The organism is Arthrobacter sp. StoSoilB13 (assembly GCF_019977255.1).
Lineage (GTDB): Bacteria > Actinomycetota > Actinomycetes > Actinomycetales > Micrococcaceae > Arthrobacter.
In genome coordinates this window covers 177,494-202,976 of the sequence record NZ_AP024647.1, presented here as the reverse complement: position 1 = coordinate 202,976, position 25,483 = coordinate 177,494, and the positions used below count along the sequence as shown (strand labels likewise).

Genomic DNA, 25,483 nt, shown 5'->3' with positions numbered 1-25,483 from the left:
TCGCTTTATCTAATGTGATTCCTCTCGCACAATGTAATGCGAACTCATCACCGTTCCACGCCAACTGGCAGGAGTACCCCATGAATCAACAGACGGCTTCCCAATCCGTCATGCGGCGCAAGCCCATCGACGATATCGAGGAAGAAAGCAAGCACAGTGGACTCTTCAAGAGTCTTGGCCTTTGGCAACTGACGGCCATCGGCGTCGGCGGCATTATCGGCGTCGGCATTTTCTCGCTGGCTGGCCTTGTAGCCCACGGCGACGCCAACAATCCGGGCGTAGGCCCTGCAGTGCTCGTCTCGTTCCTTATCGCCGGACTCGCTTCCGGCGCGGCCGCTCTGTCCTATGCCGAATTTGCCGGCATGATCCCCAGGGCCGGCTCCGCCTACACCTATGGCTATGTGGCTTTGGGCGAGATCATTGGCTGGTTCATTGGCTGGGATCTCCTGCTTGAATACATCGCCATTGTTGCCGTTGTGGCAATCGGCATCTCCGGCTACTTCGATGCCTTCTTGTCCGGCATCGGAATCCACATGCCTACCTGGATGACGTCCACAGTGGATGAAGGCAAGGGCGGCATCATCAACCTTCCGGCGATCCTGGTGTGCCTCCTGGTGACCTGGATCCTCAGCAGGGGAACCAAGGCTTTCGGCCGCTTCGAATTGGTGGCTGTTGCCATCAAGGTGGTGTTGATCCTCTTCATCATCGGGTTGGGCATTTTCTACATCAACACTGAGAACTTCAATCCGTTCATGCCCAGTGGTTTCGGCCCGGTCTTTGCCGGTGCAGCCACGGTGTTCTTCGCTGTCTTTGGTTACGACGCCATGAGTACAGCCGCGGAAGAAGCCAAGGACGGCAAGAAGCACATGCCCAAGGCGATCGTCCTGTCCCTGATCATCGCCATGCTGCTGTATGTGGCAGCTACGCTCGTCCTCACCGGCATGCAGAACTACAAGGACATCGATCCCAAGGCTGGCTTCGCATCGGCCTTCACCGGGGTTGGCCTGCCTATCATCGCCACCATCATTTCGGTCTTCGCTGTCCTGTCCATCCTGACCGTGATGCTGACCTTCCTTCTGGGCGTTACCCGCGTATGGTTCTCCATGAGCCGCGACGGCCTGCTGCCGGGATGGTTCGCCCGTACCGACCGTCATGGCACACCCCAGCGGGTGACCTGGATCGCGGGCATCGCCTCAGCGTTCCTCGCCGGCGTTTTCCCGATCAAGGAAGTGGCGGACCTCACCAACATCGGCATCCTGGCAGCATTCGTTGTGGTTTGCATTTCCGTCATCGTCTTCCGCTACAAGAAGCCAAATGCCCCCCGCACCTTCCGTTTGCCGTGGATGCCCGTAGTTCCCGCCTTCGGCGTGCTGGCTTCCGCGTTCCTGATGTCCCAGCTGCATTGGGAAACCTGGCTGCGTTTTGCCGTCTGGCTCATTGTTGGCTTGATCATCTACTTCTCCTACGGCCGGAAGCACTCGCTCATGAATCCGGACAGCCCACGCCACCTTGAGCTCAGTAAGCCCTTGGCGTAGCGCCCCTGGAATCCTTGGCACGTCCAGGATCTGGTGTTAGGGTCGGACGCGGAGGAGCGAACTGGCTCCGCGAAGGAAGGGAGGTGCCCGTGGGTTTAATTGACGACCTGAAGGGTAAGGCTCAGGGTCTCATTCAGGGCAACGAAGAAGCCATTCAGAATGGCATCGAAAAGGCCGGAGACTTCGTCGACCACAAGACAGGCGGCAAGTTCGCAGGTCAGGTTGACGCGGTTCAGAATGCCGCTTCCGACTTCGTGGCTTCAACAGACGGGAACGCCGCACAGGCTCCCGTCACGGATGAGCCTAAGCAGCTGTAGCTGCCTGAGCCCGCCGTACCAGATACGTCAAGGGGGCACCGGTCCCGCCGAGAGGCGCCACCGGTGCCCTTGGCGTTTAACCGGTCTCCAGCTTCCAGTCCGGTATTTTGGTCCTTATGCCATCAGCCTCTTCCGCAGTCCAGCGTCCCTCCCGCCAGGACACGGTGGCGGCACCCATCACCGCCGGCATTGTCACCGCCCTCGTCGGTTTCACGTCCTCCTTCGCCGTGGTCCTTGCCGGACTGAAGGCTGTGGGAGCCAACCAGGCGCAAGCCTCCAGCGGCCTGCTGGCCCTCACACTCACGTTCGGACTGGGCATTTTATGGCTGGCATGGCGGTCGAAAATGCCTGTCACCCTGGCGTGGTCCACGCCGGGTGCCGCGCTCCTCGCCTCTGCAGGAATGGTCGACGGCGGCTGGCCGGCAGCGGTGGGTGCGTTCGTCGTCGTCGGGGTGCTGATCGTCCTGACGGGGTTACTGCCCAGCCTTGGCAGGCTCATGACGAAGATACCCACACCGCTTGCGCAGGCGATGCTCGCAGGCGTCCTCCTCCCCCTGTGCCTGGCTCCTTTTAGAGCCCTGGGAGAAACGCCGTTGCTGTTGGGCCCGGTGGCCCTTTGCTGGTTGGTGATGACGAAGTTCGCGGCCCGCTGGGCGGTCCCGGCCTCACTCGTGGTCGCCCTCGCCGTCATCGGCATCCATATCGTGGCGAACGGCGTTCAGATTCCCGGGGATGACCTGTTGCCACGGCTCGAGTGGACCACTCCAACATTCACGGTGGAGGCAGCGGTGGGGCTTGCCCTTCCCCTGTTCATTGTCACGATGGCATCGCAGAACATTCCCGGCGTCGCCGTGCTTAAATCCTTTGGCTTCACAACACCCTGGCGGGCATCGATGGTCGTCACCGGAGCCGGATCCATTGCGGGCGCCCCGTTCGGAGGCCACGCGATCAACCTTGCTGCTTTGAGCGCGGCGTTGGCGGCCGGAGAGGAAGCAGGGAAAGACCACAGCAGGCGCTGGATCGCGGCATTCGTGGCTGGCCTTGCCTACCTGATACTGGCAGCGTTCTCCGCAGCCCTTGTCACGGTGGTGGCTGCTGCACCCGCCGGCTTGCTTGAAGCGGTCGCAGGCCTGGCCTTGCTCGGCACGCTGGCCTCAGCCATCTCCTCCGCATTGGCAGTTGCCGAAGAACGCGTTCCCGCGTGCATCACCTTCCTGCTTGCCGCCTCAGGGATCAGCTTCGCAGGAGTGGGGGCTGCCTTCTGGGCTTTGGCGGGAGGCATCCTGGTCCGCTGGTTGCTGAAAGACCGGGAACCGCTGACACCTTCACATAAGTAGGGCCGGAACCGGATCAGGCAGGTTCGTGGTTCTGTCCCTCGCGGGCGAGAGCCGTAAGCCTGGACACGGCACGGAAGTACTTCTTCATGTATCCCCCGGTCATCATCTCTTCGGTGAAGAGTTTGTCGAAGGGGACGCCGCTGGCAAGAATCGGCACATCTTTGTCATAGAGGCGGTCGGCGAGGACCACGAAGCGCAGCGCTACTGCCTGCTCGGTAATCGTCTCGACGTCGCGCCACACCACGGCTTCGATGCCTGAGATCAGCTGGCGGTACCGGCTGGGGTGGACGCCGGCAAGGTGGTGCACGAGAGTGCGGAAATCATCCACGGCAACTGTTTGTCCGTCGAACTCGGCGTGCATGCGGTGCTTGAGTTCTTCAGTCTTCAAAGGGGATGGAGCTGCGGGCAGGCCACGGTGACGGAAGTCTTCGCCGTCGATCCTGACGACGTCGAACTGGTCGGCAAGGACCTGGATTTCCCGCTGGAAGTCCACGGCTGCGAAGCGGCCTTCGCCCAAGGAACCCGGCAGGGTGTTGGAGGTAGCGGCCAGTTTTACGCCGGCGTCGGCCAGTTCGCGCATCAGGCGGGACATCAGCACGGTGTCACCGGGATCATCGAGTTCGAATTCGTCAATGCAGACCAGCTTGTAGTTGCTGAGGGCTTCCACGGTCTTGCGGAACGAGAGCGCGCCCACGAGGTTGGTGTACTCAACGAATGTGCCAAAGGCCTTGGGACCAGGAGACCTGTGCCAAAGGGAGGCCAGGAGGTGGGTCTTTCCGACGCCGAAGCCTCCGTCAAGGTAAATGCCGGCCCGAGTGGCGGGGGTCTTCTTGGCGAACAACTTCTTGAACAGCCCGCCGCCGTCATCGGCGCCCACGCCATCGGCAAAAGCCGACAGCAGCTTGACCGCATTGGCCTGGCTGGGCTGGGCGGGGTCCGGGCGGTAGCTGTCGAACGATACCTCTCCGAATCGCGGAGACGGGTAGAAACCCTTGAGGAGTTCCTCCACGGAGACTGCCGGCGTGCGGGCAGCCAGTTGTTCGATCTGTACCACGGTGGTCCGTTCTTCCAGTATTTGGGTCCCCAGCAAGAATACCGGCATCGGGCGTCCCGAAAACGGCGACGTGACCAAGGCCATGTTTCACCATGTGACCAGCGGGGAAGCATTCCTCGCGGCCCGTGGTTAGTGTTGGAGCACGCCGGGCCGGCAACTGATGCAGCTTCCAGGGCCTGGCTCCGCCCGTTGTCAGTGAAAGGCCATCATCATGTCCTACCCCGTTGAACAAAACGAAAAGTTCGCTTCCTACGCGAACCCTGAACGACTCGTGTCCACGCAGTGGCTTGCCGCAGCACTTGCCGAAGGCGCCATCGCCGACGGCAAGCTGGTAGTCGTGGAGTCCGATGAGGACGTCCTCCTGTACGAAACCGGCCACATTCCGGGTGCCGTAAAGATCGACTGGCACACCGACCTGAATGATGAAGTGACCCGCGACTACGTGGACGGCGCCGCATTCGCCTCCCTGGCTGCATCCAAGGGCATCTCCCGCGACACCACTGTGGTGATCTACGGTGACAAGTCCAACTGGTGGGCAGCCTACGCCCTCTGGGTCTTCACGCTGTTCGGACACGAAGATGTGCGCCTGCTGGACGGTGGCCGCGACAAGTGGATCGCCGAAGGCCGCGAATTGACCACGGACGTACCGACGCCGGCCCCGGGAACCTACCCCGAAGTAGAGCGGAACGACGCTCCCATCCGCGCCTTCAAAGAGGACGTCCTGGCTCACCTGGGCAACCCCCTGATCGACGTGCGCTCCCCCGAGGAGTACACGGGCCAGCGCACCCACATGCCCGCGTACCCGGAAGAAGGCGCGCTGCGTGGCGGCCACATCCCCACTGCTGCTTCGATCCCGTGGGCCCGCGCAGCCGCTGAGGACGGCACCTACCGTTCCCGTGAGGAACTGGAAGCCCTCTACCTGGGGGAAGCCGGTTTGACGGCGGGCGACGACGTCGTGGCCTACTGCCGCATTGGCGAGCGGTCCAGCCACACCTGGTTCGCACTGAAGTACCTGCTGGGCTTTGAAACCGTCCGCAACTACGACGGTTCCTGGACCGAGTGGGGCAACGCGGTCCGCGTCCCCATCGTCAAGGGCGCCGAGCGCGGATCCGTGCCGGCCGCCTTGGTCCGTAACTAGCAATGCAATCAGCGCCGTTGTGCGTAAGCTGGAAGTGATGAGTACCAACACTTTGCCCGCCGCACTGGCGGAAATCGTCGATGACTTCCAGGCACTGACGGAGCCTGACCGCCTGCAACTGCTGCTCGAGTTCTCGCGTGGGCTGCCGGAGCTTCCGGAGCGCCTCAAGGACCACCCGGAGTTGCTGGAGCAGGTTGTGGAGTGCCAGTCACCTTTGTTCCTCACGATCGAATCCGAGAAAAACAAGGACAATGCCGAAGGCCCCCGCGCCTACCGGTTGTTTTTCAAAGCGCCTCCGGAGGCTCCCACCACGCGTGGATTCGCCGGGGTACTGCACGAAGGACTCGATGGGTTGACGGCCCGGGAAATTCTGGACGTACCGGATGACATGCCGGAGTTGCTGGGATTGACCAGGGCCATCACTCCCCTGCGTATGCGCGGCATGACCGCCATGCTGGGCAGGATCAAGCGGAAAGTGGCGGCAGCAAGCCGTTTGGAACGCTAAGCCTTTCTGCAAGGCAAAGCCACTTTCTGCACAGCAAAGGTGAGAGGCGTCCTGGCACATGGCCAAGAAGATGGCATCACAGGGAACGCCGGCCACTGCAGCACTAGCTGCGGCCGGCGTTCCCTTCGTGCTGCACCCGTATTCCCATGATCCATCGGCCGCAAGTTATGGGCTGGAAGCTGCCGAAGTCCTGGGCATCGATCCCAAGCGGGTTTTCAAGACTTTGATGGTTGAAGTCGAAGGCAAACTCGCCGTCGGCATCGTCCCCGTTTCAGGAACCCTGGACCTCAAGTCCGTGGCGGCAGCCCTGGGTTCGAAGAAGGCAGCCATGGCGGACCCCAAGGCGGCCGAGCGCCGGACCGGCTACGTCTTGGGCGGAATCTCCCCTTTGGGCCAGCGCCAGCCCTCCCCTACAGTCCTGGATGATTCCGCGTTGTCCTTTGACACCATCCTGGTGTCCGGCGGGCGACGCGGTCTCGACATCGAACTTGCCCCAGGGGACCTGGTCCGGCTGACCAAGGCCGTGACCGCCCCTATCGGCGCCAAGGGCTAGCGTCACCCGACCTGCCCGTCACCCTCTGTTTGCCCGGGATTGTTCCGTGGAGCCAATTGACGCTGCAGCCACGAGCGAACCAGCCGTTCCCATTTCTCCGGGTCAACGTTCCACTCCTTCGTGTGCCGCGCTCCGTGGAACGGTTCGAACGTCACCATTTCCGGGTTCTTCTCCGCAAGGCTGGCAGAAGGCTCAAAGGGGACGTAGTCATCATCGACACTGTGGATCAGCAGGGTTGGGGTTCGTAGCTCAACGGCTCGCGCTTCCCAGTCCATCGCTTTGAAATCCACGGGAGCGGATAGCCCGGTGAGCCGGCGGCCCAGTGGATGTCCGAGCATCAGCTGTCCGTATCGGCCTACGTTGTAGGGGATCCTGTTCATCTCTGCATGGTGGGCCATCACGTTGACCCAATTGATCACTGGCGCGTCCAGCACCAATGCACGGATCAGGTGCCTGTGCTTGGACAGATCGGCTGTTTGGAGGCTGATTGCTCCACCCATGGACCAGCCGAACAGGACCACTTCCCGGGCGCCGTGTGCCATCGCATATTCGATGGCGGCTTCCACGTCGCGCCACTCCGTGGAGCCCAGGCCGTACCGCCCATCAAGTGCCGAGGGCGCAAGTCCGTCATTGCGGTATGAAATCAGCAGGCTGTCCAGTCCCAACTCCCGCGCGGTCCGAACAGCCCTGAGGCCTTCAAGCCTGGTGGCACCGCGGCCGTGCACCATAATCGCCCAGATGGGTGCGTGGGTAGCTGCATCCGCCCGGACCAACCACGCTGGCGCCTTTCCGACGTCGAGGTCAATCTCCACGTCCTCGGCGGCCAGGCCGATGGCAGCGGGATCCGGGTAGGTCGCGCCGCTCCACCAGCCCCGGCGGGCTTCAGCCAGATTGCCGCTGTAGACCTCTTCGACCTCGCGCAGCACCGTTTGTTCAGCTGGTGAGTAGGACACGATCCTGCCGATCCTGGCATGGCCTTTACCGCCCTCGAAGAAGAGGCTGAACACGCCGTCGATGGTGGTGTCCGGGGTGGCCGCAAGGATGACCTGCAGACCCTTGTCTCCACGGATGACGGCGAGAACCTCCTGGTCCTCATGACGGGCAGCGGGCGTAATGACGCGCCGGGCAAAATACACTGCGAGCGCTGAAGATCCGGCACCGACGAGCCCTGCGAGTGTCCCTCCGGTGAGGATTCCTGCGATGGCCCATTTGGTGCGCAGGGACATTTTCTTCTCTGCAGCGTCGCTCGCTAACCGGGTATTCAATGCCATGGCTCCATTGTCGCCGTTCAGTGGCCGTGGTCCATGCACGTGGAGGCAGCGCGGCGGATTGCTTGCGGGAATGGCCTGCGAGAATTGAGGGCCGAAAATCTGCGTCGTGCTGTTCGGCGGGACTACGCTGTAGCCATGAGCGATCCCATCGTCATCCTGACAGAAGAGCCCCTTGGTCCCGACGACCGCGTCAACATCGCCAAATTGGTCGACGGCGGCGACGCACCCTTGGTTGTCCTGGTCCCGGCCAATACCGAGCGACATCTCCTGGTTGATTTCCTGGAGAACCTTTCCATGCTCGATATTGCCAAAGCGTTCCGGGAACTTGGTGGCCAGTCCCCCAACCCGGATGCTGAGAGGGCGGAGGCGTCGGAAACCCTGGCCACTTCGTTGGCTGCGCTGGAAGGTTTGGGCGGGGGTGTCACGGGCGAGATCGTCGACGGCGGTGCCGTGGCCGGCTTGGTAGCGAAGGTCCGGGCACTGGATGCCGCGCAAGCTGTGGTGGTAACACGTCCGCACGCAATCGCGGATACTTTCCACACGGATTGGGCCAATAAGGCGCAGGACCAGTTGGGGCTTCCAGTTCTTCACTTGTATGCGGGTTCGGGATTTATCGGCGACTCGTGAGCGTTGCATAAGACATGAACACTCCTGAGAAAACCAGCAAGACCACGGCCGTGCCCATGGAGAAGTCCGATGCCCAGTGGCGTGAAGAGCTGACTCCGGATGAGTACCGCGTGCTTCGCCAGGCCGGTACTGAGCGGCCTTACACCGGCGAGTACTGGGACACTCATACCGAAGGCGTTTATCAGTGCCGCGCTTGTGGCAGCCAGTTGTTCACCAGCCACGAAAAGTTTGATTCCCATTGTGGTTGGCCGTCCTTCTGGGCACCGTTGGCCGAGGGCACGGTGCGTTACCTCCATGACCGCACGATGGGGATGGACCGGGTGGAAGTCCGGTGCGCCAACTGCGACTCGCATTTGGGCCACGTGTTTGAAGGTGAGGGCTACGGCACTCCCACGGACCAGCGCTTCTGCATCAACTCGATCTCGCTGCGGCTTGTGGAGTCGAAAGAGCCGGCTGGACCCGAAAAGAAGTAGGCCCTTCCGGGGCGGTCTCGCGTGCGGTGCCCGTCCCGGAATGCGCAGCTGCTGCATCTCGGACGCTTTGAAACAACCGTTTCCACCAGAGTTTCTTATGCTCAACCGTTTTTTGGATTAGCTAAACTTTTCGGTTGCTACGCTCACATCAGAAGCATGAACGACTTCTGAAAGGACGAGCATCAATGACTATCACCGCCACCGCCGCCCTCCCGCGTGTCACTGCCGACAACGCGGAGTGGACTGCACTCAAGGCCGCTGCCACCGCACTCCAGGCTTACCAGGAGCAGGACGGTTCCATTAAGGATCCGGCTGCCCACGCTGAAGCCGCCCAACTGGTGGCAAGGATTTCGGACTCCATCAACGCGCTGGCCCCTCATTTCCCCCACGACGCCCGATACCTTGAACTGTTGGTGGAAGACTTCAGCCGCTGGGTCCAGGACGGTTTTGGAGTTCCGGATTTCCTGGACTCCCTCCAGGCCTTCCAGCCGCAGGAACAGCGGGTGGATGGACTCCAGCATCTGGTGGTCTTCCCGATGTACACCCAGAACGGCAGCACCAACCGGCTGGTCGAGGCTGTCTTGATCGAGGTCATTTGGCCGGAGTTCATAGGCGGACTGGAAGCTGGCGAGTACTCCAACAAGCTGTTCGTTCCGATCCGCTTTGTGGACTTCACACCGGGCTACGACACCAACTCGGCAGTCCTCTTCCCGGAGACAGTGGCTGTCCGGGAGACGCCGACATTCACGTGGGGCGCCATCTTTGCCGACCGCGAAGCGGCCCGCTTCCGGCGCGTACTCAAGGCTGCGGCGGCCACCACGTCACTTGAGCTCCCTGCGGACGCCGCGGAGCTGCTTGAAGACCAGGAACTCACCCAGCGCACCTTCGTCATGTGGGACTTGATCCACGACCGCACGCACATGCGTGGCGACCTTCCTTTTGATCCGTTCATGATCAAGCAGCGCATGCCGTTCTTCCTCTACTCTTTGGAAGAGCTCCGATGCGACCTGACGGCCTTCCGCGAGTCCGTGCGCATCGAAAAGGACGAGAACGCCGATCCTGATGCCCGCAAGCACGCCAAGCTCGTGCAGTACGCTGTGATTTTTGACCGGATCTTCCGGTTCGCCATCACAGGCAGCCGGGTCCGCAATTACGACGGCCTTGGTGGTCAGCTCCTGTTCGCGTGGATGCACCAACACCACGTGCTGCACTGGACGGACAGCAAGCTCCGCATCGACTGGGACGAAGCGGCAGATGTAGTCATCGAACTCGGTGCCAGGATCGAAGAGCTGTACTGGCGTTCCATCGACCGCCCGAAGGCTGCCCACTGGCTTGCGGCCTACGAACTCATTTCCGGTACAGTGACTCCACACCCGGCATCGATCTGGGCCAAGGGCCCTGATGCCTTGCCTTTGAACGGTGCCCCCCGCGGCCTTACCGATCAAGTCCTGGACGATGAGTTCCCGCTGTCCATGTTCTACGAAGCATTGGAGAAGAAAATGCGCCCTGTTATCGAATCCACTACCGGCATCACTGGCGCGATGGCGGCCTGATGAGCCCACTGACAGTCCTCGTGACCGGCGGCAGCAGCGCGTCCGGCGTCGCCGCGGCGCGCGCTTTGGCGGCTGCCGGTCACAGGGTTTTCACCATCGGTTCAGACGACGTCCGCATCAAGACCGCAGCTTTGGAGGCCGGAGATGGCGTGACTCCGCTGGTTTGCGACCTCGCAAGCCTTGACGCCGTCCGCGAACTTGCAGAGACGATTCGTCAGCTCGGCATCGACCGGGTAGACGGCGTCATCCATCTTGTGGGTGGCTGGCGCAGTGCGACCGGCATCGAGGACCAGTCCGACGACGACTGGGCCTCCCTTGAAGAGGGCGCGATCACCACCCTGCGCAATGTCTCCCGCGTCTTCTATCGCCAGTTGGAAGAATCACCATATGGCCGTTTTGCCATGGTCTCGTCCACTACTGCGTCTGCTCCCACAGCCGCTACCGCCAGTTATGCGGCTGCCAAGGCCGCTGCCGAAGCCTGGACACTCGCGGTAGCGGACGGTTTCCGGCAAGCGCAGGCCGGAGACGCGCAAGACCCCGCACCTCAGCAAGCCGTCGCACCGCAGCAACACAGCGCCGCTGTTATTTTCGTGGTCAAATCCCTCGTCGATGCCGGAATGCGGCGCGAGCATCCGGAGCGGCGTTTCCCCGGCTATACCGACGTCGAAGAACTGGCCGCTGCCGTCGTCGGGCTCTTCGACAAACCTGCGGCCACCATCAACGGCCAGCGCATCGTGTTGGCCAAATAGACTTGAAAGCGTGAACGAACCAGTGACGAGCACAACAGAGGCAATCCCCAGCGCCACCGCAGCATCGGGGCCACTCCACGATCCCTCGGTCCGGGGGTTTGCCTCGGACAATTACTCCGGGGTCCACCCGGAGATCCTGTCTGCCCTGGCTACAGCCAACGGAGGCCACCAGGTCTCTTATGGTGAGGACGTTTACACTGCCCGGCTCCAGGAGGTCCTGGAACAGCAGTTCGGCAGTGGCATCGAAACCTTCCCGGTCTTCAATGGCACAGGCGCCAACGTCCTGTCCCTGCAGTCGCTCCTCCCCCGCTGGGGCGCCGTCATTTGCGCTTCCACGGCGCACATCAACATGGACGAGAATGGGGCACCCGAGCGCGTGGGCGGCATCAAGCTCCTGCAGGTACCCACGGAAGACGGAAAGCTCACGCCCGCATTGATCGACCGTGAAGCCTGGGGCTGGGGCGATGAGCATCGCGCGCAACCCTTGGTTGTCTCCATCACCCAGACCACCGAGTTGGGCACCTGCTACACGCCTGAAGAAGTGCGCGCCATCGCCGATCACGCCCATGCCAAGGGCATGAAGTTGCACATGGACGGAGCGCGGCTGGCAAACGCTGCAGCTCACCTTGGCGTCCCCCTGCGTACGTTCACGCGCGACGCCGGTGTGGACATCCTGTCATTCGGCGGTACCAAGAACGGACTGCTTTTTGGTGAAGTCGTGGTTGCCCTCAACCCTGAAGCAGCCGACGGCCTGAAATTCCTTCGGAAAATGAACATGCAGCTGGCTTCGAAGATGCGCTTCATTTCGGCGCAGTTCATAGCCTTGCTGGAGGACGGACTGTGGCTGCGGTCAGCGGCCCACGCCAACGCGATGGCGGCACGCCTGCGCTCGGCGATCGAGGGTATCGACGGGGTGGAACCCACCCAGGCGACACAATCGAACGGCGTCTTTGCGATCCTGCCCGCCGGAGTCGCAGACCGCCTGCGCTCATCCTTCGCCTTTTACGATTGGGACGCTGCCCGTGGTGAAGTCAGGTGGATGTGTTCCTTCGATACCACGGAGGAAGATATCGATGCCTTCGTCGCCGCCATTAAGCGGGAGCTGGCCAGCGATTTGGCGGCCAGCTAACAAGTGAACAAGGAATTGTCCGGGGCGGCGAGCCTACAGGGATTCGCCGCCCCGGACGCATAATCTGCGATGGTGAACGCCCTCGCCCAGGTTCCCTCGGAATTTCTTTTCGCCTTGGGAACGCTACGAAAAGCACAATGCCGCAGCGAACTGCGGTTGGACGAAATCCCCGCGCCCGCCCGTCTGGCACCATATGCCGTGGCCCTTGGAGCGGAAGTCTTCAGCCCCACGGCCGCTACCCGGCAGGTACCGGTCCACGGCCCCTGCAGCCAAAGCCTTCGCCGAAAAGCAGAACGCCGGCATTCCAGATGAAGAGGACGAGGAATTGGCCACGGGCCGTTTCATCCTGCTGTACGATCCCGATGGATCAGCCGTATGGGAAGGCGAATTCAGGATTGTCACCTATATCCGCGCCCAGATGGATGCCGAAATGGGAAACGACACCATGCTGGGTTCCGTCGCCTGGACCTGGCTGGTGGAAGCCCTTGAAAACCATGCTGCCCAGTACCGCGCTGCCGGAGGGACCGCCACGAGGATTCTCTCAGAGAGCTTCGGCACCCTCTCCGATCGCCCCGACACAATAGATATCGAATTGCGGGCCTCCTGGACGCCTGCCACGGCCAATGTGCAAGCACACCTGGAAGCCTGGTCTGACATGGTTTGTACGTTCGCCGGACTGCCGCCCCTTCCACCAGGCGTCACTGGACTACCCAACAGGAGGCTCAATTGAATGCCCTGAATTCGTCCGCGAGGGCCTGCAGCAGCAGGAATCGGTAAGCTTAAGCCACCATGACCCCTGAAAACCTGGATAAAACCACAACCGGCGATCCGGTTGCTGATCCCACGACCCACATCAAAGTTGAAGGCTTCGACAGCCACATCCCTGAAGTCATCGATCTCGATACCCCGCGCGAAGGCGTGCCGCTGGTCATCGATACCTTGGCAGGACTGGAGCGCTGCGCCGCGGCCATTGCCGCCGGAACAGGGCCCGCCGGTGTCGACGCTGAACGCGCTTCCGGATTCCGCTACGGCCAACGCGCTTTCCTGGTCCAAATCCGGCGCGAAGGAGCCGGCACCTGGTTGATCGACCCCGAACCCTTTGACAACCTGGACATCGTCAATGACGCCCTGCGGGGTGTCGAATGGATCCTGCACGCTGCCACCCAGGACCTCCCGTGCCTTTCCGAGCTGGGCATGTGGCCGGACAAACTCTTCGATACCGAACTCGCGGCCCGTCTCGCCGGGCTTCCCCGCGTGGGGCTCGCTGCCGTCATCGAACAACTCCTTGGGTTCGGTCTCGCCAAAGAACATTCCGCCGCAGACTGGTCCACCCGGCCGTTGCCAGAACCGTGGCTGCGCTACGCTGCCCTCGACGTCGAAGTTCTGGCCGAACTACGCGAGGAACTTATCGAACTTCTGGAGGCCGACGGCAAGCTCGGATTCGCCGAGGAAGAATTCGCGGGAATCCTGGCTGCGGGCATCGCACCCCCGCGGGTGGATCCATGGCGGAAGACATCCGGACTCCACCAGATCCGTGACCGCCGCCAGCTGGCCGCCGTTCGGGAACTGTGGCAGGAGCGGGATCAACTAGCCCGCAAGCGCGATGTCGCTCCCGGCCGGCTCATCCCGGATTCCGCCCTCGTCGCAGCAGCCAAGGCTCTTCCCACCACCGTTCCGCAGCTCCTGGCCACCAAGGGCTTCCATGGCAGGTCCGCCCAGCGCGAAGCCCCCAGATGGCTGCGGTGCATAACGACCGCCCGCACGCTCACCGAACTGCCTCCCCTGCACTTGGCCACCAACGCCCCGCCCCCGCCACGCGTGTGGGTGGACCGGGATCCGGCCGCTGCGGCACGCCTCGCCACGGCCCGCCCCGCGCTGCAGGAAAAGGCCGACGAACTGAAACTTCCGATTGAGAACCTCCTCACCCCGGACTACCTGCGGCGCGTGGCGTGGCGCCCGCCGTCGGACGTTTCTTTGGAATCAGTGGCCGAAGAGCTACGCACCCTTGGTGCGCGGGAATGGCAAATCTCCTTCGCCGCACCCATCCTGACCGAGGCGTGCCTGAACCCAAAGCCACTCCCCGGCAAGGAGTCCAAGCCGAGGGAAGCACAGCAGTCCAAGGACTCTGACTGAACCACTACCTTGCCTCCGGGCCCGTCACGCGAACTCCGGTTCGAGGTGGCGGGCCTTTTGCGTCCCAGGACGCCCTGGCATTCCCGTGCATATTCCAAGCCCGGCACCTTGCAGACCCAGCACCTTGCACCCTAAGTTACTGGCGAGTAACATTGCATCAATGCCAGCCGGAGATCCGCTCTGCGGGATCCGGCACCATGTCTCAACGAGGAGTTAACACATGAGTCCATCACGCAACGCCCAGAGGAGCGTCCGCGACGTCGTGTTCGTGGATGGTGTGCGGACACCCTTCGGTAAAGCCGGCGAGAAAGGCATCTATGCGGGGACGCGGGCTGATGACCTGGTAGTGAAATGCATCCGGGAACTGATGCGCCGCAATCCGTCATTGCCTGCTGACCGCATTGATGAGGTAGCCATCGCCGCGACAACCCAGACGGGCGATCAAGGGCTAACCATCGGCAGGACGGCTGCCCTCCTGGCGGGCCTTCCCCGCACGGTGCCCGGCTTCGCAATAGACCGTATGTGCGCCGGAGCCATGACGGCAGTGACGACGACGGCGAGTGGCATCGGCTTTGGCGCGTACGACGTCGTCATTGCCGGCGGCGTGGAGCACATGGGCAACCACCCCATGGGCTCAGGCGCTGATCCCAATCCTCGGTTCATGTCCGAGCGGCTCGTAGATCCAGCAGCGCTGAACATGGGCAACACGGCCGAGAACTTGCATGACCGCTTCCCGGCCATCACCAAGGACCGAACGGACGCCTACGCGGCCGCGTCCCAGGCGAAACTGGCCGAAGCCTATTCCCGCCAGCAGATCCAAGACGACCTTGTCCCGGTCGCCACCATGAAGCCAGGCCAGGGTTGGGCACTTCACACCCAGGATGAGCCGCCCCGCCCAGGAACCACAGTGGAGGATCTCGCCGAACTGCGTACGCCCTTCCGGGCCCATGGGCGGGTTACGGCGGGCAACGCAGCAGGCTTGAACGACGGCGCGACGGCTGCGGTGCTCGCTTCGGCAGAAGCCGCGGCGGAATTGGGCCTACCGGTCAAGATGCGTTTGGTTTCCTATGCCTTCGCGGGAGTAGAACCTGAAGTCATGGGAATCGGTCCCGTGCCAGCCACGGAAAAGGCCCTCAAGAACGCGGGCCTCGCAATCGAAGACATCGGGTTGTTCGAGATCAACGAGGCCTTCGCAGTCCAGGTCCTGAGCTTCCTTGACCACTTCGGCATCGCGGATGACGACCCCCGGGTCAACCGCTACGGCGGGGCGATCGCCGTCGGACATCCGCTCGCTTCCTCAGGCGTTCGGTTAATGAACCAACTGGCGCGGCAATTCCAGGAAGACCCCACTGTCCGTTATGGCATCACCACCATGTGCATCGGCCTGGGCATGGGTGCCACAGTGATCTGGGAGAACCCGAACCACGCTGACTTCGAATCCTCCGTCCCAGCTTCAAGCCACGCCACCACAGAAGGAGCCGCCGCATGAGCGCCGCAGAATTCCAGAAGCTCGCCTCCCTCTTCCCTGACGAGATCGTGACGCATTCCTACGTCCAGGACATCCAGCTTCCAGGCGGTGCAGGCACCTTCGCCCTCATCACCCTGGACAACGGACTGGACCACTCCAAACCCACCACCCTGGGTCCAAACACCCTGGTGGAATTGGGACAGGTCCTGGAAGGGCTCAAGGACCGCGCCGCCAAGGGCGAGATCGTCGGCGTCGGCGTAACCGGAAAACCCTACTTCCTGGTGGCCGGCGCAGACCTGTCTGCAGTGAAGACCCTCAAGGAACGCGAACATGGCTTGTGGATGGCGCAGCTTGGACACGCGGTGTACTCCACCCTGGCCAACCTCGGCGTGCCCAGCTTCGCCTTCATCAATGGCCTGGCCCTTGGCGGAGGACTGGAGATCGCCCTGCAATCCACCTACCGGACCGTCTCCACCGGCGCCGGCGCCATCGCACTGCCTGAGGCGTTTATTGGCCTTGTTCCGGGCTGGGGCGGCGTATACATTCTCCCCCGCTTGATCGGACCCGAAAATGCCGTCAAGGTAATGATCGAGAACCCGCTCAGCAACAACCGCACACTCACCGGCCCGGAGGCCTTTGAGCTCGGCATTGCCGATGCCCTCTTCGAGCCGGCCGACTTCGTGGAGCAGTCCCTGGCATGGGCTGCCCGTGTCATTGCCGGCGAAGAAACACCAGCACGGAAGAACGCCGTCGACCCCTCGGACGAGGACGTCGCCCGCCGCTGGGCTGCAGCGGTCTCAGCAGGCCGTGCGTATGTGGAGGCGAAGACATCCAATGCCTCTCCCGCGCCTGCCAAGGTGCTGGACATCATGGAAGCAAACCGCACCATGAGCCAAGGCGAATCGGCCGAACTGGAATGTGAAACCCTTGCCGGCCTGATGCAGACGGATGAGTTCCGCTCCACCGTGTACGCCTTCCTGGACCTCGTCCAGAAGCGCTCCAAGCGGCCTGCAGGCGCACCGGACCGCAAGCTGGCCCGTCCGGTCACCAAGGTGGGCGTGGTAGGCGCCGGGCTCATGGCAAGCCAGTTGGCGCTACTTTTCGCGCGCCAACTCAAGGTGCCTGTCGTGATGACAGACATCGATCAGGCCAGGGTGGACAAGGGCGTTGCATACGTCCACGCAGAGGTCGACAAATTGCTGGCAAAGAAGCGGATCAAGGCCGACGCCGCCAACCGGACCAAGGCGCTGGTCACCGGTTCGGTATCCAAGGAAGTCTTCGCTGATGCCGACTTCGTCATCGAGGCCGTGTTTGAAGAACTGAACATCAAGAAGCAGGTATTCGCCGAAGTCGAAGAGATCGTCTCCCCCGAGTGCATCCTCGCCACCAACACTTCCTCGCTGTCTGTTACCGCCATGGCCGAAGACCTCCGTTACCCGGAGCGGCTGGTGGGCTTCCATTTCTTCAACCCTGTTGCCGTCATGCCCCTCGTGGAAATTGTCAGGGCGCCGAAGACTGACGACGCCGTTCTTGCCACGGCTTTTGAACTCGCCAAGGGCCTGAAGAAGACCGCGGTCCTCGTTAAGGACGCGCCGGCGTTCGTCGTGAACCGCATCCTGCTCCGCCTCATGGGCGAAGTTATCGCAGCCTTCGACGAAGGCACCCCCGCCGAAGTGGCAGACACCGCTTTGCGGCCCATGGGTCTGCCGATGACTCCCTTCACCTTGAGCGCCATGGTGGGACTGCCGGTCGCACAGCATGTGCAGGAGTCCCTCCACAATGCCTTCGGAGACCGTTTCCCCGTTTCACAGAACCTGCAGAAGCTCATCGACAACGGCGTAAAGTCCCTCTGGGTCCCAGGTCCGGATGGACAGCCAATCATCCCGGCTGAGACCCTGGCCATCATGTCCTTCGGCAACACTCCCTCCACACGCGGGGAAGTGCTGCGGCGAACCCAGGATGCCCTGGCCGAAGAAATCGGACTGATGCTCGAAGAAGGCGTAGTTGCCGGGCCTGAGGACATCGACCTCTGCGTCATCCTGGGAGCGGGCTGGCCCATGTTCCTGGGTGGCATCACTCCATATCTGGACCGTGTTGGTGCCTCTGAACGCATCAATGGCAAGCGTTTCCTGGCACCGGGCGTCGCCTCCGCCCCAGCCTAAATCGGCATCGGGGAGGGCAGTGGCCGGAGCGAAAGCCCCCGCCACTGCCCTTTCATGTTTGAATCTTTTGCCGTCTAGAAGAGTGCCACTTTGGGAGCACGCGGGAAGATGTCGTCCAGTTCCTCGCGCTCCTCCTGGCTCGGGACCCAGCACACTGCTTCAGCGTTCTCACGAATCTGCTCCGGACGCGTCGCCCCGGCAATAACACTGCTGACGCCGGGTTGGGCTGCCAACCACGAGAATGCCAACTGGAGTTCGGTGATGCCCCGCTCCTTGGCGAACTGGCCAAAGCGGCCCAGCTGCTGCCAGTCGGCGTCATGCACCAGATTGGTTCGCGTGTGGCTCAGGCGGGAGCCCTCGGGGGCATAACCTGCGGAGTACTTGCCGGTGAGCAGGCCGTTGGCCAGGGGGAAGTAAGGAAGCACGCCAAGCGAGAAGGCGCCCGCGGCAGGAAGTACCTCGAGCTCGGCGCGGCGGTCCAGGAGGTTGTAGTGGTTCTGGGTTGAAATGAAGCGAACCCCTCCAGACTGCCGCCCAACGTACTCGGCCTCGGCGATCTGCCATCCGGCGAAGTTCGAGTGTCCGATGTAGCGGACCTTGCCGCTGCTGACCAGGACATCCAACGCTGCAAGGGTTTCCTCGATGGGCGTCTGTGGGTCCGGGGTGTGGAACTGGTAGAGGTCGATCCACTCCGTGCCCAGCCTGCGTAGCGAGGCTTCCACCGCTTTGAGGATGTAGCGCCTGGAACCGCGCGCGCCAAAGTCATTGCCATTGGCCCCGCGCATATCCATACCAAACTTGGTACCGATGACGACGTCGTCGCGATGCCCCTTCAGCGCTTTGCCAAGCATGGTCTCGCTGAGGCCAGCTTCCCGGCCGTAGACATCCGCGACGTCGAAGAACGTCACCCCGGCATCGATCGCGGCGTGGACAACGGCATCCGTGCCTTCCTGCGACTCGGTGGGAGTGTTGGCGCGCCCCAGATTGTTACAACCCAGCCCCACAGCTGAGACGGTCAGTCCGGAATGGCCAAGGCGTCGATATTCAGTCATGGAACCCAGCCTATAACGCCACTCCGGGGCCCATGGCCGACGTTTAGCGCAAGCCAAAAGTGATGCCGGATTCCTCCATTGCCTCCTCGAGCTGGGCTATGGCCACCGGTCCCATGCCGTGGAGCTTGGAGGCTTTCTGTTCGCCGAACTCGGCCAGCTGTTCCAAAGTTTCGATGCCTTCGTGGGCCAGGGCGCGTTTTGCCGGCGCCGCAAGACCCTTGGGTAGCGGCGTATGTCCGGGCCAGTTGCTCTTGGACGACATGGAACATCCCTCCTGAGTGCGTTAGGTCCTACTTAGAGGGTAAAGCCCACACCTTGCTTGGGCGAGTGCTTCAGGCGGAATGCCGTGGGGTCGCTGTGCGGAGCCGCTGCGATGGAGAGCTTGGTGAAATCCAGGTCCTCATTGCGAACGCAGATCTTGATGGCATTGACGGCCTTGTTGACATCCGGGCAAAGGCAAAAGACGTTCAGGCGCGAGTTCCCAATCTCCGTGCGGTCCACGATTCCCAGTCCCCGCCAAGCCAGTTCACCAGTCAGCGCCGCCTTCGCCTTGCGCTCGAAGTGACGGTCACGTTCCGTGCCGTCCTTGGTCTTCAGAGCGAATTGTGCCACTACCCAAAATTGCTCGGACTCGGGGATCTCTGCGAACCCGTCCTCTTCACACTGGGCAGCGAAAGCCGCCATCAAACCGTCTACGGAAGAGTCGTCGTCGACCCCTGTTTCATCCGTCTTGCTTTGGTGGCCCACCACCCCGTGATTGATCACGAACTGGTGGTCGTCGTCGTCGTACCAGGCTTCACGGAAGTGCAGTACTCCCTCGTCGTCGCGCTTGTACGCGCGGATAATGCCGCTCATGTTCGTCCTTTCCTGAACCACTCTGCACTGGTGTTGCTGGTGCCCTCGACGTCGAATGGAGCCTTCATGGCGTCCACTGCTTCACGAAGGGCTGCGCACTCCGCACGCATGGTTTCCACGGTTTCTGCGGGATATCCCATGCCTGCCCGGTGGTCCTCAAACTCATCTTCGTCATCGACGAACACACCGTGAAGGGTGGATCGGATGACGTCCAGGTCCATATCGATCATGTGGAACTCGGTGACGCCTGGCCTGATGGTGTTCCATCCATGGCCGGTTGCCAGGTCTACGTAGATCCGGAAGTCACCCGGGTACGTGTCGTCATAGAACGTGGCTACGAATTCGCCGGTCCGCGGTACCAGCAGGACGGCATCCGAAGCTGTGTAGAAGGCAGCACCGGGACGCGAACAGAACTCCCCCGCGCCCTGGAAAATCCACCACCCGTGGATGTCCTCACCCAGGTAGCGGCCGGGCACAACCCAGTGTGCCTTGCCGTTCCATTTCCTGTTTCTCGCCACCACGAGGTCACCGGGCTGCAGGGAGCCCGGCTCGCGATCGGGACTCACAGCTTGGGCAGACTGCCGGTGGTGGGGTGTTCCTGACCTGGCAGGGGCCGCGCAAAGGGGACCTTTGTACCCAGGACCTGGGCTACGACGTCGTGGGCTATTTTCTGGGCCGTCAGTCCGACGCGTTCCAGGACCTGGCTCCTGGATCCGTGCACCAGGAACTCAACAGGCAAGCCCACCTCGTTCAAAGCCGTATCAACACCGGCTGCGCGCATTTCCTGGCGGATGCGCGAACCCACGCCGCCGGCCCGGACGCCGTCTTCGATGCAGATGACCAGACGATGCCTGGCGGCAAGGGCGATGATTGACCTGCGGACAGGCAGGAGCCAACGGGGATCAACCACCGTCGAGCTGATTCCCTGGGCGCCAAGTCGGCCGGCGACATCCAGGGCGAGCTCGGACATGGCGCCAACGCTGATGATGAGGACGTCGTTTTCGCTGGAGCCCTCGGGACGGCGCGCCAGGATATCCACGCCATCGTGGAGCCGCTCAATAGCCTCCACTTCAGAACCAACGCTGCCCTTGGAGAAACGTACCACCGTGGGGGCGTCATTGATGGCGACCGCCTCGCGCAGTTCTTCCCTGAGCCGGGTGGCGTCGCGCGGTGCGGCCAAATGGAGTCCGGGGACAATCTGGACCATTGCCATGTCCCACATACCGTGATGGCTGGGACCGTCCGGCCCTGTAACGCCTGCACGGTCCAGGACGATCGTGACCCCTGCCTTGTGGAGTGCCACATCCATCAGGAGCTGATCGAAGGCACGGTTCAGGAAGGTTGCATAAACCGCCACCACCGGGTGCAGGCCACCGTAGGCCATCCCCGCAGCAGACGTGAGTGCATGCTGTTCCGCGATACCGACGTCGATAACGCGTTCAGGATGGCGCTCCGCGAATTTATGCAGACCGACCGGTATCAGCATTGCCCCGGTGATACCGACAATGTCAGGACGCTCGTCAGCGATGTCGGCGATTTCCTCGGCGAAGACCGAGGTCCAGGATCTGGCACCGGGCCTTTCGGTCGGCTCACCCGTCTCTGGATCAATGATTCCCACAGCGTGGAATTGATCGGCCTCGTTGGCAAGGGCGGGGGCATAGCCGTGGCCCTTTTCGGTCATCGCATGCACGATCACGGGGCCACCGTAGGCCTTGGCCGTTGTGAGGGCGTGCTCCATGGCCTGGAGGTTGTGGCCGTCCACCGGACCGATGTACTTCATGCCCAGGTCTTCAAACATTCCCTGGGGCGCCCACCAGTCCTTGATGCCCTTCTTCATGGCGTGCAGGCTCTTGTAGGTGAACTGGCCTACGGGACCACCGTTCTGGAGCTTCTTCTTCCACCAGTCAAGCATCCGCTCATAGGCCGGCGTCGTCCGCAAAGTGTCGATGGTGGGACGCAGCGATGCCAGGTAGTCGGCAAAACCGCCCACAGTAGGTGCATAGGAGCGGCCGTTGTCGTTGACCACAATCACCACGCGCCGCCGCTTATCAGCGGCAATATTATTGATGGCTTCCCAAGTCATGCCACCCGTGAGGGCGCCGTCCCCTACAACCGCGACGACGAACCGGTCGCCTTCGCCGGTCAGCTGCCGGGCGCGGGAAATGCCGTCCGCCCAGGACAAAGACGACGATGCATGGGAGCTTTCGACGATGTCATGCTCGGATTCGGCGCGGTCAGGGTAACCGGAGAGGCCACCCTGCTGCCGGAGGGTACTGAAGTCCTGCCTGCCCGTGAGGAGCTTGTGGACATAGGACTGGTGCCCGGTGTCAAAGACAATGCTGTCCCGGGGAGACTCGAAGATGCGATGCACGGCAAGCGTGAGCTCGACGACGCCGAGGTTGGGACCCAGGTGTCCACCCGTAGCGGCTACGTTGGTAATCAGGAAATTCCTGATCTCGCCGGCCAGCTGTTCCAGCTCTTGGCCGGACAGTTTTGCCAGGTCCTGTGGATCCTTGATGGTTTCCAAGAGTCCCAACGGCCCTCCTTAGGGTGAATGACGTGCTTGTTAACTCTAGCGCGTGCCCGGGGCAGGCGTTTTCGCGCCTGTGGAGGATGAATAGTCATCCACAGACGCAGCAGCCCCGGCTGGTCGGGCGACCAGCCGGGGCTGCCTGCATTGGAGAATCAGCTGGAAACCAGCAGGTTCACTATGCTGCGGAGATCTGACGCAGGACGTACTGCAGGATGCCACCGTTGCGGTAGTAGTCCGCTTCACCCGGGGTATCGATGCGCAGGACAGCGTCGAAGGACTTGGACGTGCCGTCCTCGGCCTTTGCCGTGACCTTGAGCGTCTTGGGCGTGGTGCCGTTGTTCAGCGCCGTGACGCCTTCAACCGAGAACGTCTCCGTACCGGTCAGGCCCAGTGTTGCCGCAGACTCGCCAGCGGGGAACTGCAGGGGAAGAACGCCCATGCCGATGAGGTTGGAGCGGTGGATGCGCTCGTAGCTCTCGGCAATGACGGCCTTGACACCCAGGAGGGCCGTGCCCTTGGCTGCCCAGTCACGGGATGATCCGGAACCGTATTCCTTGCCTGCAAGGACAACCAGCGGCGTTCCCGCAGCGTGGTAGTTCTGCGCAGCATCGTAAACGTAGGCCTGGGGTGCACCTTCCTGGCTGAAGTCGCGGGTGAAGCCACCTTCGACGCCGTCCAGGAGCTGGTTCTTGATGCGGATGTTGGCAAACGTACCGCGGATCATGACTTCGTGGTTGCCACGGCGCGAGCCGTAGGAGTTGAAGTCCTTGCGCTCCACGCCATTGGCCAGGAGGTACTGCCCTGCCGGCGTGTCGGACTTGAAGGAGCCGGCCGGCGAGATGTGGTCGGTGGTGACGGAATCGCCGAGCTTGAGCAACACGCGGGCACCCTGGATGTCCTTGACGGGGTCCGGCTGTGCCTTCATGCCCTCGAAGTATGGGGGCTTGCGGACATACGTGGAGTCCTCGGCCCAGGCGAAGGTGTCGCCTGCAGGAGTGTCCAGTGCCTTCCAGCGCTCGTCGCCGTCGAAGACGCCCTCGTACCCCTTGGCGAACATGGCCTTGTCGATGGAGGAGTCAATGACTTCCTGCACCTCGATGGGGTTGGGCCAGATGTCCTTCAGGAAGACTTCGTTGCCCTCGGAGTCCGTGCCCAGGGCATCGGTATCGAAATCGAAGTCCATGGAACCGGCCAGGGCGTAAGCGATGACCAACGGCGGGGAGGCCAGGTAGTTCATCTTGACGTCCGGGTTGATACGGCCTTCGAAGTTGCGGTTGCCCGAGAGGACAGCCGTAACGGAGAGGTCGTTGGCCTGGATGGCTTCCGAGATTTCCGGCTCCAGAGGGCCGGAGTTGCCGATGCACGTCGCGCAGCCGTAGCCCACGATGTAGAAGCCCAGCTTTTCCAGGTACGGGGTCAGGCCGGACTTCTCGTAGTAGTCCGTAACGACCTTCGAACCCGGAGCCACGGAAGTCTTGACCCACGGCTTGGACGTCAGGCCCTTGTCAACGGCGTTGCGTGCAAGGAGGGCTGCAGCCAACATGACGGACGGGTTGGAGGTGTTGGTGCAGGAAGTGATCGAGGCGATCGATACTGCACCGTGGTCCAACTCAAACTCGCGGCCGTCAGCGGTCTTGATGTGCACCGGAGCGGACGGGCGGCCCTGCGCGCCGTTGGCGGCGGAAGCAACGCGTGCGGTCTCCGTGGTGTGCGAATCAGCGTGCGTGAAGGAAGGAGCATCCGAAGCCGGGAACGATTCGTCCAATGCCTCGTCAACGCTGCCGTCTTCAATGGCGACGTAGTTGTGGATGTCCTTGCGGAACTGCTCCTTGGCATCGGTCAGCTCGATGCGGTCCTGGGGACGCTTCGGGCCGGAGATGGAGGGAACAACCGTTGAAAGGTCCAGCTCGAGGAACTCGGAGAAGCGCAGCTCGCGGGAAGGATCGTGCCAGAGGCCCTGTTCCTTGGTGTATGCCTCCACCAGGGCGACGTTCTCTTCGGAACGGCCGGTCAGGCGCAGGTAGTCCAAGGTGACATCGTCAATCGGGAACATGGCAGCCGTGGAACCGAACTCCGGGCTCATGTTGCCGATGGTTGCACGGTTTGCCAGCGGCACAGCGGCAACGCCTTCACCGTAGAATTCGACGAACTTGCCAACAACACCGTGCTTGCGCAGCATCTCGGTGATGGTCAGCACAACGTCCGTTGCGGTGGCACCGGCCGGGATGCTGCCGTTGAGCTTGAAGCCCACGACGCGGGGAATCAGCATGGAGACGGGCTGGCCAAGCATGGCAGCCTCGGCTTCGATGCCGCCGACGCCCCAGCCCAGGATGCCCAGACCGTTGACCATGGTGGTGTGGGAGTCGGTTCCGACGCAGGTGTCCGGGTAGGCACGAAGCACGCCGTCGACCTCACGGGTCATGACTGTGCGGGCCAAGTACTCGATGTTGACCTGGTGGACAATGCCGGTTCCCGGGGGAACAACCTTGAAGTCATCGAAGGCCGTCTGGCCCCACCGCAGGAATTGGTAGCGCTCACCATTGCGCTGGTATTCGATCTCCATGTTGCGCTCCAGTGCGCCGGAGTTACCGAAGGCGTCGATCTGGACGGAGTGGTCGATGACCATTTCGGCGGGTGCCAGGGGGTTGACGCGCTTGGGGTCGCCGCCAAGTTCTTTCACGGCCTCGCGCATGGTGGCGAGGTCTACAACGCAGGGTACGCCGGTGAAGTCCTGCATGATGACCCGGGCAGGGGTGAACTGGATTTCCGTGTCGGGCTCCGCATTGGGGTCCCAACCGGCCAGGGCGCGGACGTGGTCAGCCGTTATATTGGCGCCATCCTCAGTCCGCAGGAGGTTTTCAAGCAATACCTTGAGGCTGAACGGAAGGCTGTCTGCGCCCTCTACGGAGTTCAACCGGAAAATTTCATAATCGGTGCCGGCTACATTCAGTACGCCTTTGGAACCGAAGCTGTCCACAGTGCTCATGGCAGGACTCCTCTCGCAACAGTTTCATCTTTGTCGCGTGGTTGGCCGCTAGC

22 protein-coding genes and 1 pseudogene are annotated in these 25,483 nt (G+C 62.2%); 15 read left to right on the top strand and 8 right to left on the bottom strand.

Annotation, left to right across the window (positions count from 1 at the left end):
- Window positions 1–80: 80 nt before the first annotated feature.
- The 3 genes from LDP01_RS00875 (at window position 81) to LDP01_RS00865 (ending at window position 3,189) form a co-directional block, all read left to right on the top strand.
- Entirely contained in the window at window positions 81–1,535 is a 1,455-nt protein-coding gene (locus tag LDP01_RS00875; RefSeq protein ID WP_216923133.1) for an amino acid permease, read from the top strand.
- A gap of 83 nt (window positions 1,536–1,618) precedes the next feature.
- Window positions 1,619–1,852 (top strand): antitoxin, encoded by a 234-nt coding sequence (locus LDP01_RS00870; RefSeq protein WP_224089644.1) that lies wholly within the window; start codon window positions 1,619–1,621, stop codon window positions 1,850–1,852.
- A 116-nt stretch (window positions 1,853–1,968) separates the two neighbouring features.
- Window positions 1,969–3,189, top strand: a complete 1,221-nt coding sequence (locus tag LDP01_RS00865; RefSeq protein ID WP_224089643.1) for a benzoate/H(+) symporter BenE family transporter — start codon at window positions 1,969–1,971, stop codon at window positions 3,187–3,189.
- A 13-nt stretch (window positions 3,190–3,202) separates the two neighbouring features.
- On the opposite strand, the gene zapE is transcribed toward LDP01_RS00865, so the two are convergent.
- On the bottom strand, window positions 3,203–4,243 hold the full coding sequence (gene zapE / locus LDP01_RS00860; RefSeq protein WP_224090952.1) for a cell division protein ZapE: 1,041 nt from the start codon (window positions 4,241–4,243) through the stop codon (window positions 3,203–3,205).
- Between the two features lie 211 nt (window positions 4,244–4,454).
- Between zapE and LDP01_RS00855 the strand changes: the two genes are divergently transcribed.
- Genes LDP01_RS00855 through ybaK form a run of 3 tightly spaced genes read left to right on the top strand, consistent with a single transcriptional unit; the run spans window position 4,455 to window position 6,439 of the window.
- Window positions 4,455–5,381, top strand: coding sequence for a sulfurtransferase (locus LDP01_RS00855; RefSeq protein WP_224089642.1), 927 nt, complete (start codon window positions 4,455–4,457; stop codon window positions 5,379–5,381).
- A 37-nt stretch (window positions 5,382–5,418) separates the two neighbouring features.
- On the top strand, window positions 5,419–5,886 hold the full coding sequence (locus LDP01_RS00850) for a SufE family protein (RefSeq protein WP_224089641.1): 468 nt from the start codon (window positions 5,419–5,421) through the stop codon (window positions 5,884–5,886).
- A 58-nt stretch (window positions 5,887–5,944) separates the two neighbouring features.
- Entirely contained in the window at window positions 5,945–6,439 is a 495-nt protein-coding gene (ybaK, locus tag LDP01_RS00845) for a Cys-tRNA(Pro) deacylase (RefSeq protein ID WP_224089640.1), read from the top strand.
- A gap of 2 nt (window positions 6,440–6,441) precedes the next feature.
- Here ybaK and LDP01_RS00840 read toward each other — a convergent pair whose 3' ends face one another.
- Entirely contained in the window at window positions 6,442–7,710 is a 1,269-nt protein-coding gene (locus LDP01_RS00840; RefSeq protein WP_224089639.1) for an alpha/beta hydrolase family protein, read from the bottom strand.
- A 135-nt stretch (window positions 7,711–7,845) separates the two neighbouring features.
- On the opposite strand from LDP01_RS00840, the gene LDP01_RS00835 reads away from it, so the two are divergent.
- The 9 genes and pseudogenes from LDP01_RS00835 (at window position 7,846) to LDP01_RS00795 (ending at window position 18,004) form a co-directional block, all read left to right on the top strand.
- Window positions 7,846–8,337, top strand: a complete 492-nt coding sequence (locus tag LDP01_RS00835) for a hypothetical protein (RefSeq protein WP_216923124.1) — start codon at window positions 7,846–7,848, stop codon at window positions 8,335–8,337.
- Window positions 8,338–8,351: 14 nt separating this feature from the next.
- Complete coding sequence (gene msrB, locus LDP01_RS00830) at window positions 8,352–8,810, top strand: peptide-methionine (R)-S-oxide reductase MsrB (protein ID WP_224089637.1); 459 nt, start codon at window positions 8,352–8,354, stop codon at window positions 8,808–8,810.
- A 185-nt stretch (window positions 8,811–8,995) separates the two neighbouring features.
- Complete coding sequence (locus tag LDP01_RS00825) at window positions 8,996–10,363, top strand: DUF6421 family protein (protein WP_224089635.1); 1,368 nt, start codon at window positions 8,996–8,998, stop codon at window positions 10,361–10,363.
- Window positions 10,363–11,112 (top strand): SDR family NAD(P)-dependent oxidoreductase, encoded by a 750-nt coding sequence (locus tag LDP01_RS00820; protein WP_224089634.1) that lies wholly within the window; start codon window positions 10,363–10,365, stop codon window positions 11,110–11,112. The genes LDP01_RS00825 and LDP01_RS00820 overlap by 1 nt, the downstream gene beginning before the upstream one ends.
- Window positions 11,113–11,122: 10 nt before the next feature.
- Window positions 11,123–12,241 carry a threonine aldolase family protein gene (locus tag LDP01_RS00815; protein ID WP_224089633.1) on the top strand — a complete coding sequence of 373 codons (1,119 nt, stop codon included), beginning with the start codon at window positions 11,123–11,125 and terminating at the stop codon, window positions 12,239–12,241.
- 69 nt (window positions 12,242–12,310) lie between these two features.
- A pseudogene (locus LDP01_RS00810) lies at window positions 12,311–12,971 on the top strand (DUF3000 family protein).
- 59 nt (window positions 12,972–13,030) lie between these two features.
- The gene (locus LDP01_RS00805; protein WP_224089632.1) at window positions 13,031–14,374 is read left to right on the top strand and encodes an HRDC domain-containing protein; all 1,344 of its coding nucleotides are present in this window, start codon (window positions 13,031–13,033) and stop codon (window positions 14,372–14,374) included.
- Window positions 14,375–14,594: 220 nt separating this feature from the next.
- A complete protein-coding gene (locus tag LDP01_RS00800) occupies window positions 14,595–15,863 on the top strand; it encodes a thiolase family protein (protein WP_224089631.1) in 1,269 nt (422 codons plus the stop codon).
- Window positions 15,860–18,004 (top strand): 3-hydroxyacyl-CoA dehydrogenase NAD-binding domain-containing protein, encoded by a 2,145-nt coding sequence (locus LDP01_RS00795; RefSeq protein WP_224089630.1) that lies wholly within the window; start codon window positions 15,860–15,862, stop codon window positions 18,002–18,004. Before LDP01_RS00800 ends, LDP01_RS00795 begins: the two co-directional genes overlap by 4 nt.
- A gap of 74 nt (window positions 18,005–18,078) precedes the next feature.
- Here the strand turns inward: LDP01_RS00795 and LDP01_RS00790 are convergent, their stop codons facing one another.
- The 6 genes from LDP01_RS00790 to acnA form a co-directional block, all read right to left on the bottom strand.
- On the bottom strand, window positions 18,079–19,056 hold the full coding sequence (locus LDP01_RS00790) for an aldo/keto reductase (protein ID WP_224089629.1): 978 nt from the start codon (window positions 19,054–19,056) through the stop codon (window positions 18,079–18,081).
- Between the two features lie 43 nt (window positions 19,057–19,099).
- Entirely contained in the window at window positions 19,100–19,318 is a 219-nt protein-coding gene (locus LDP01_RS00785) for a helix-hairpin-helix domain-containing protein (RefSeq protein ID WP_224089628.1), read from the bottom strand.
- Between the two features lie 32 nt (window positions 19,319–19,350).
- Window positions 19,351–19,911: a hypothetical protein gene (locus LDP01_RS00780; protein ID WP_224089626.1), complete on the bottom strand. Its 561-nt coding sequence runs from the start codon at window positions 19,909–19,911 to the stop codon at window positions 19,351–19,353.
- Window positions 19,908–20,477: a DUF402 domain-containing protein gene (locus tag LDP01_RS00775; RefSeq protein ID WP_224089625.1), complete on the bottom strand. Its 570-nt coding sequence runs from the start codon at window positions 20,475–20,477 to the stop codon at window positions 19,908–19,910. The genes LDP01_RS00780 and LDP01_RS00775 overlap by 4 nt, the downstream gene beginning before the upstream one ends.
- On the bottom strand, window positions 20,474–22,447 hold the full coding sequence (dxs, locus tag LDP01_RS00770; protein ID WP_224089624.1) for a 1-deoxy-D-xylulose-5-phosphate synthase: 1,974 nt from the start codon (window positions 22,445–22,447) through the stop codon (window positions 20,474–20,476). The genes LDP01_RS00775 and dxs overlap by 4 nt, the downstream gene beginning before the upstream one ends.
- Window positions 22,448–22,619: 172 nt before the next feature.
- Window positions 22,620–25,430, bottom strand: coding sequence for an aconitate hydratase AcnA (gene acnA / locus LDP01_RS00765; protein ID WP_224089623.1), 2,811 nt, complete (start codon window positions 25,428–25,430; stop codon window positions 22,620–22,622).
- Between the last annotated feature and the right edge of the window lie 53 nt (window positions 25,431–25,483).

Coding starts and splice junctions, on each gene's coding strand:
- LDP01_RS00875 (WP_216923133.1), top strand. CDS start 81: ATGAATCAACAGACGGCTTCCCAATCCGTCATGCGGCGCAAGCCCATC.
- LDP01_RS00820 (WP_224089634.1), top strand. CDS start 10,363: ATGAGCCCACTGACAGTCCTCGTGACCGGCGGCAGCAGCGCGTCCGGC.
- LDP01_RS00855 (WP_224089642.1), top strand. CDS start 4,455: ATGTCCTACCCCGTTGAACAAAACGAAAAGTTCGCTTCCTACGCGAAC.
- acnA (WP_224089623.1), bottom strand. CDS start 25,430: ATGAGCACTGTGGACAGCTTCGGTTCCAAAGGCGTACTGAATGTAGCC.
- LDP01_RS00805 (WP_224089632.1), top strand. CDS start 13,031: ATGACCCCTGAAAACCTGGATAAAACCACAACCGGCGATCCGGTTGCT.
- LDP01_RS00825 (WP_224089635.1), top strand. CDS start 8,996: ATGACTATCACCGCCACCGCCGCCCTCCCGCGTGTCACTGCCGACAAC.
- LDP01_RS00800 (WP_224089631.1), top strand. CDS start 14,595: ATGAGTCCATCACGCAACGCCCAGAGGAGCGTCCGCGACGTCGTGTTC.
- LDP01_RS00865 (WP_224089643.1), top strand. CDS start 1,969: ATGCCATCAGCCTCTTCCGCAGTCCAGCGTCCCTCCCGCCAGGACACG.
- LDP01_RS00850 (WP_224089641.1), top strand. CDS start 5,419: ATGAGTACCAACACTTTGCCCGCCGCACTGGCGGAAATCGTCGATGAC.
- LDP01_RS00780 (WP_224089626.1), bottom strand. CDS start 19,911: ATGAGCGGCATTATCCGCGCGTACAAGCGCGACGACGAGGGAGTACTG.
- LDP01_RS00785 (WP_224089628.1), bottom strand. CDS start 19,318: ATGTCGTCCAAGAGCAACTGGCCCGGACATACGCCGCTACCCAAGGGT.
- LDP01_RS00795 (WP_224089630.1), top strand. CDS start 15,860: ATGAGCGCCGCAGAATTCCAGAAGCTCGCCTCCCTCTTCCCTGACGAG.
- ybaK (WP_224089640.1), top strand. CDS start 5,945: ATGGCCAAGAAGATGGCATCACAGGGAACGCCGGCCACTGCAGCACTA.
- LDP01_RS00790 (WP_224089629.1), bottom strand. CDS start 19,056: ATGACTGAATATCGACGCCTTGGCCATTCCGGACTGACCGTCTCAGCT.
- LDP01_RS00840 (WP_224089639.1), bottom strand. CDS start 7,710: ATGGCATTGAATACCCGGTTAGCGAGCGACGCTGCAGAGAAGAAAATG.
- msrB (WP_224089637.1), top strand. CDS start 8,352: ATGAACACTCCTGAGAAAACCAGCAAGACCACGGCCGTGCCCATGGAG.
- LDP01_RS00835 (WP_216923124.1), top strand. CDS start 7,846: ATGAGCGATCCCATCGTCATCCTGACAGAAGAGCCCCTTGGTCCCGAC.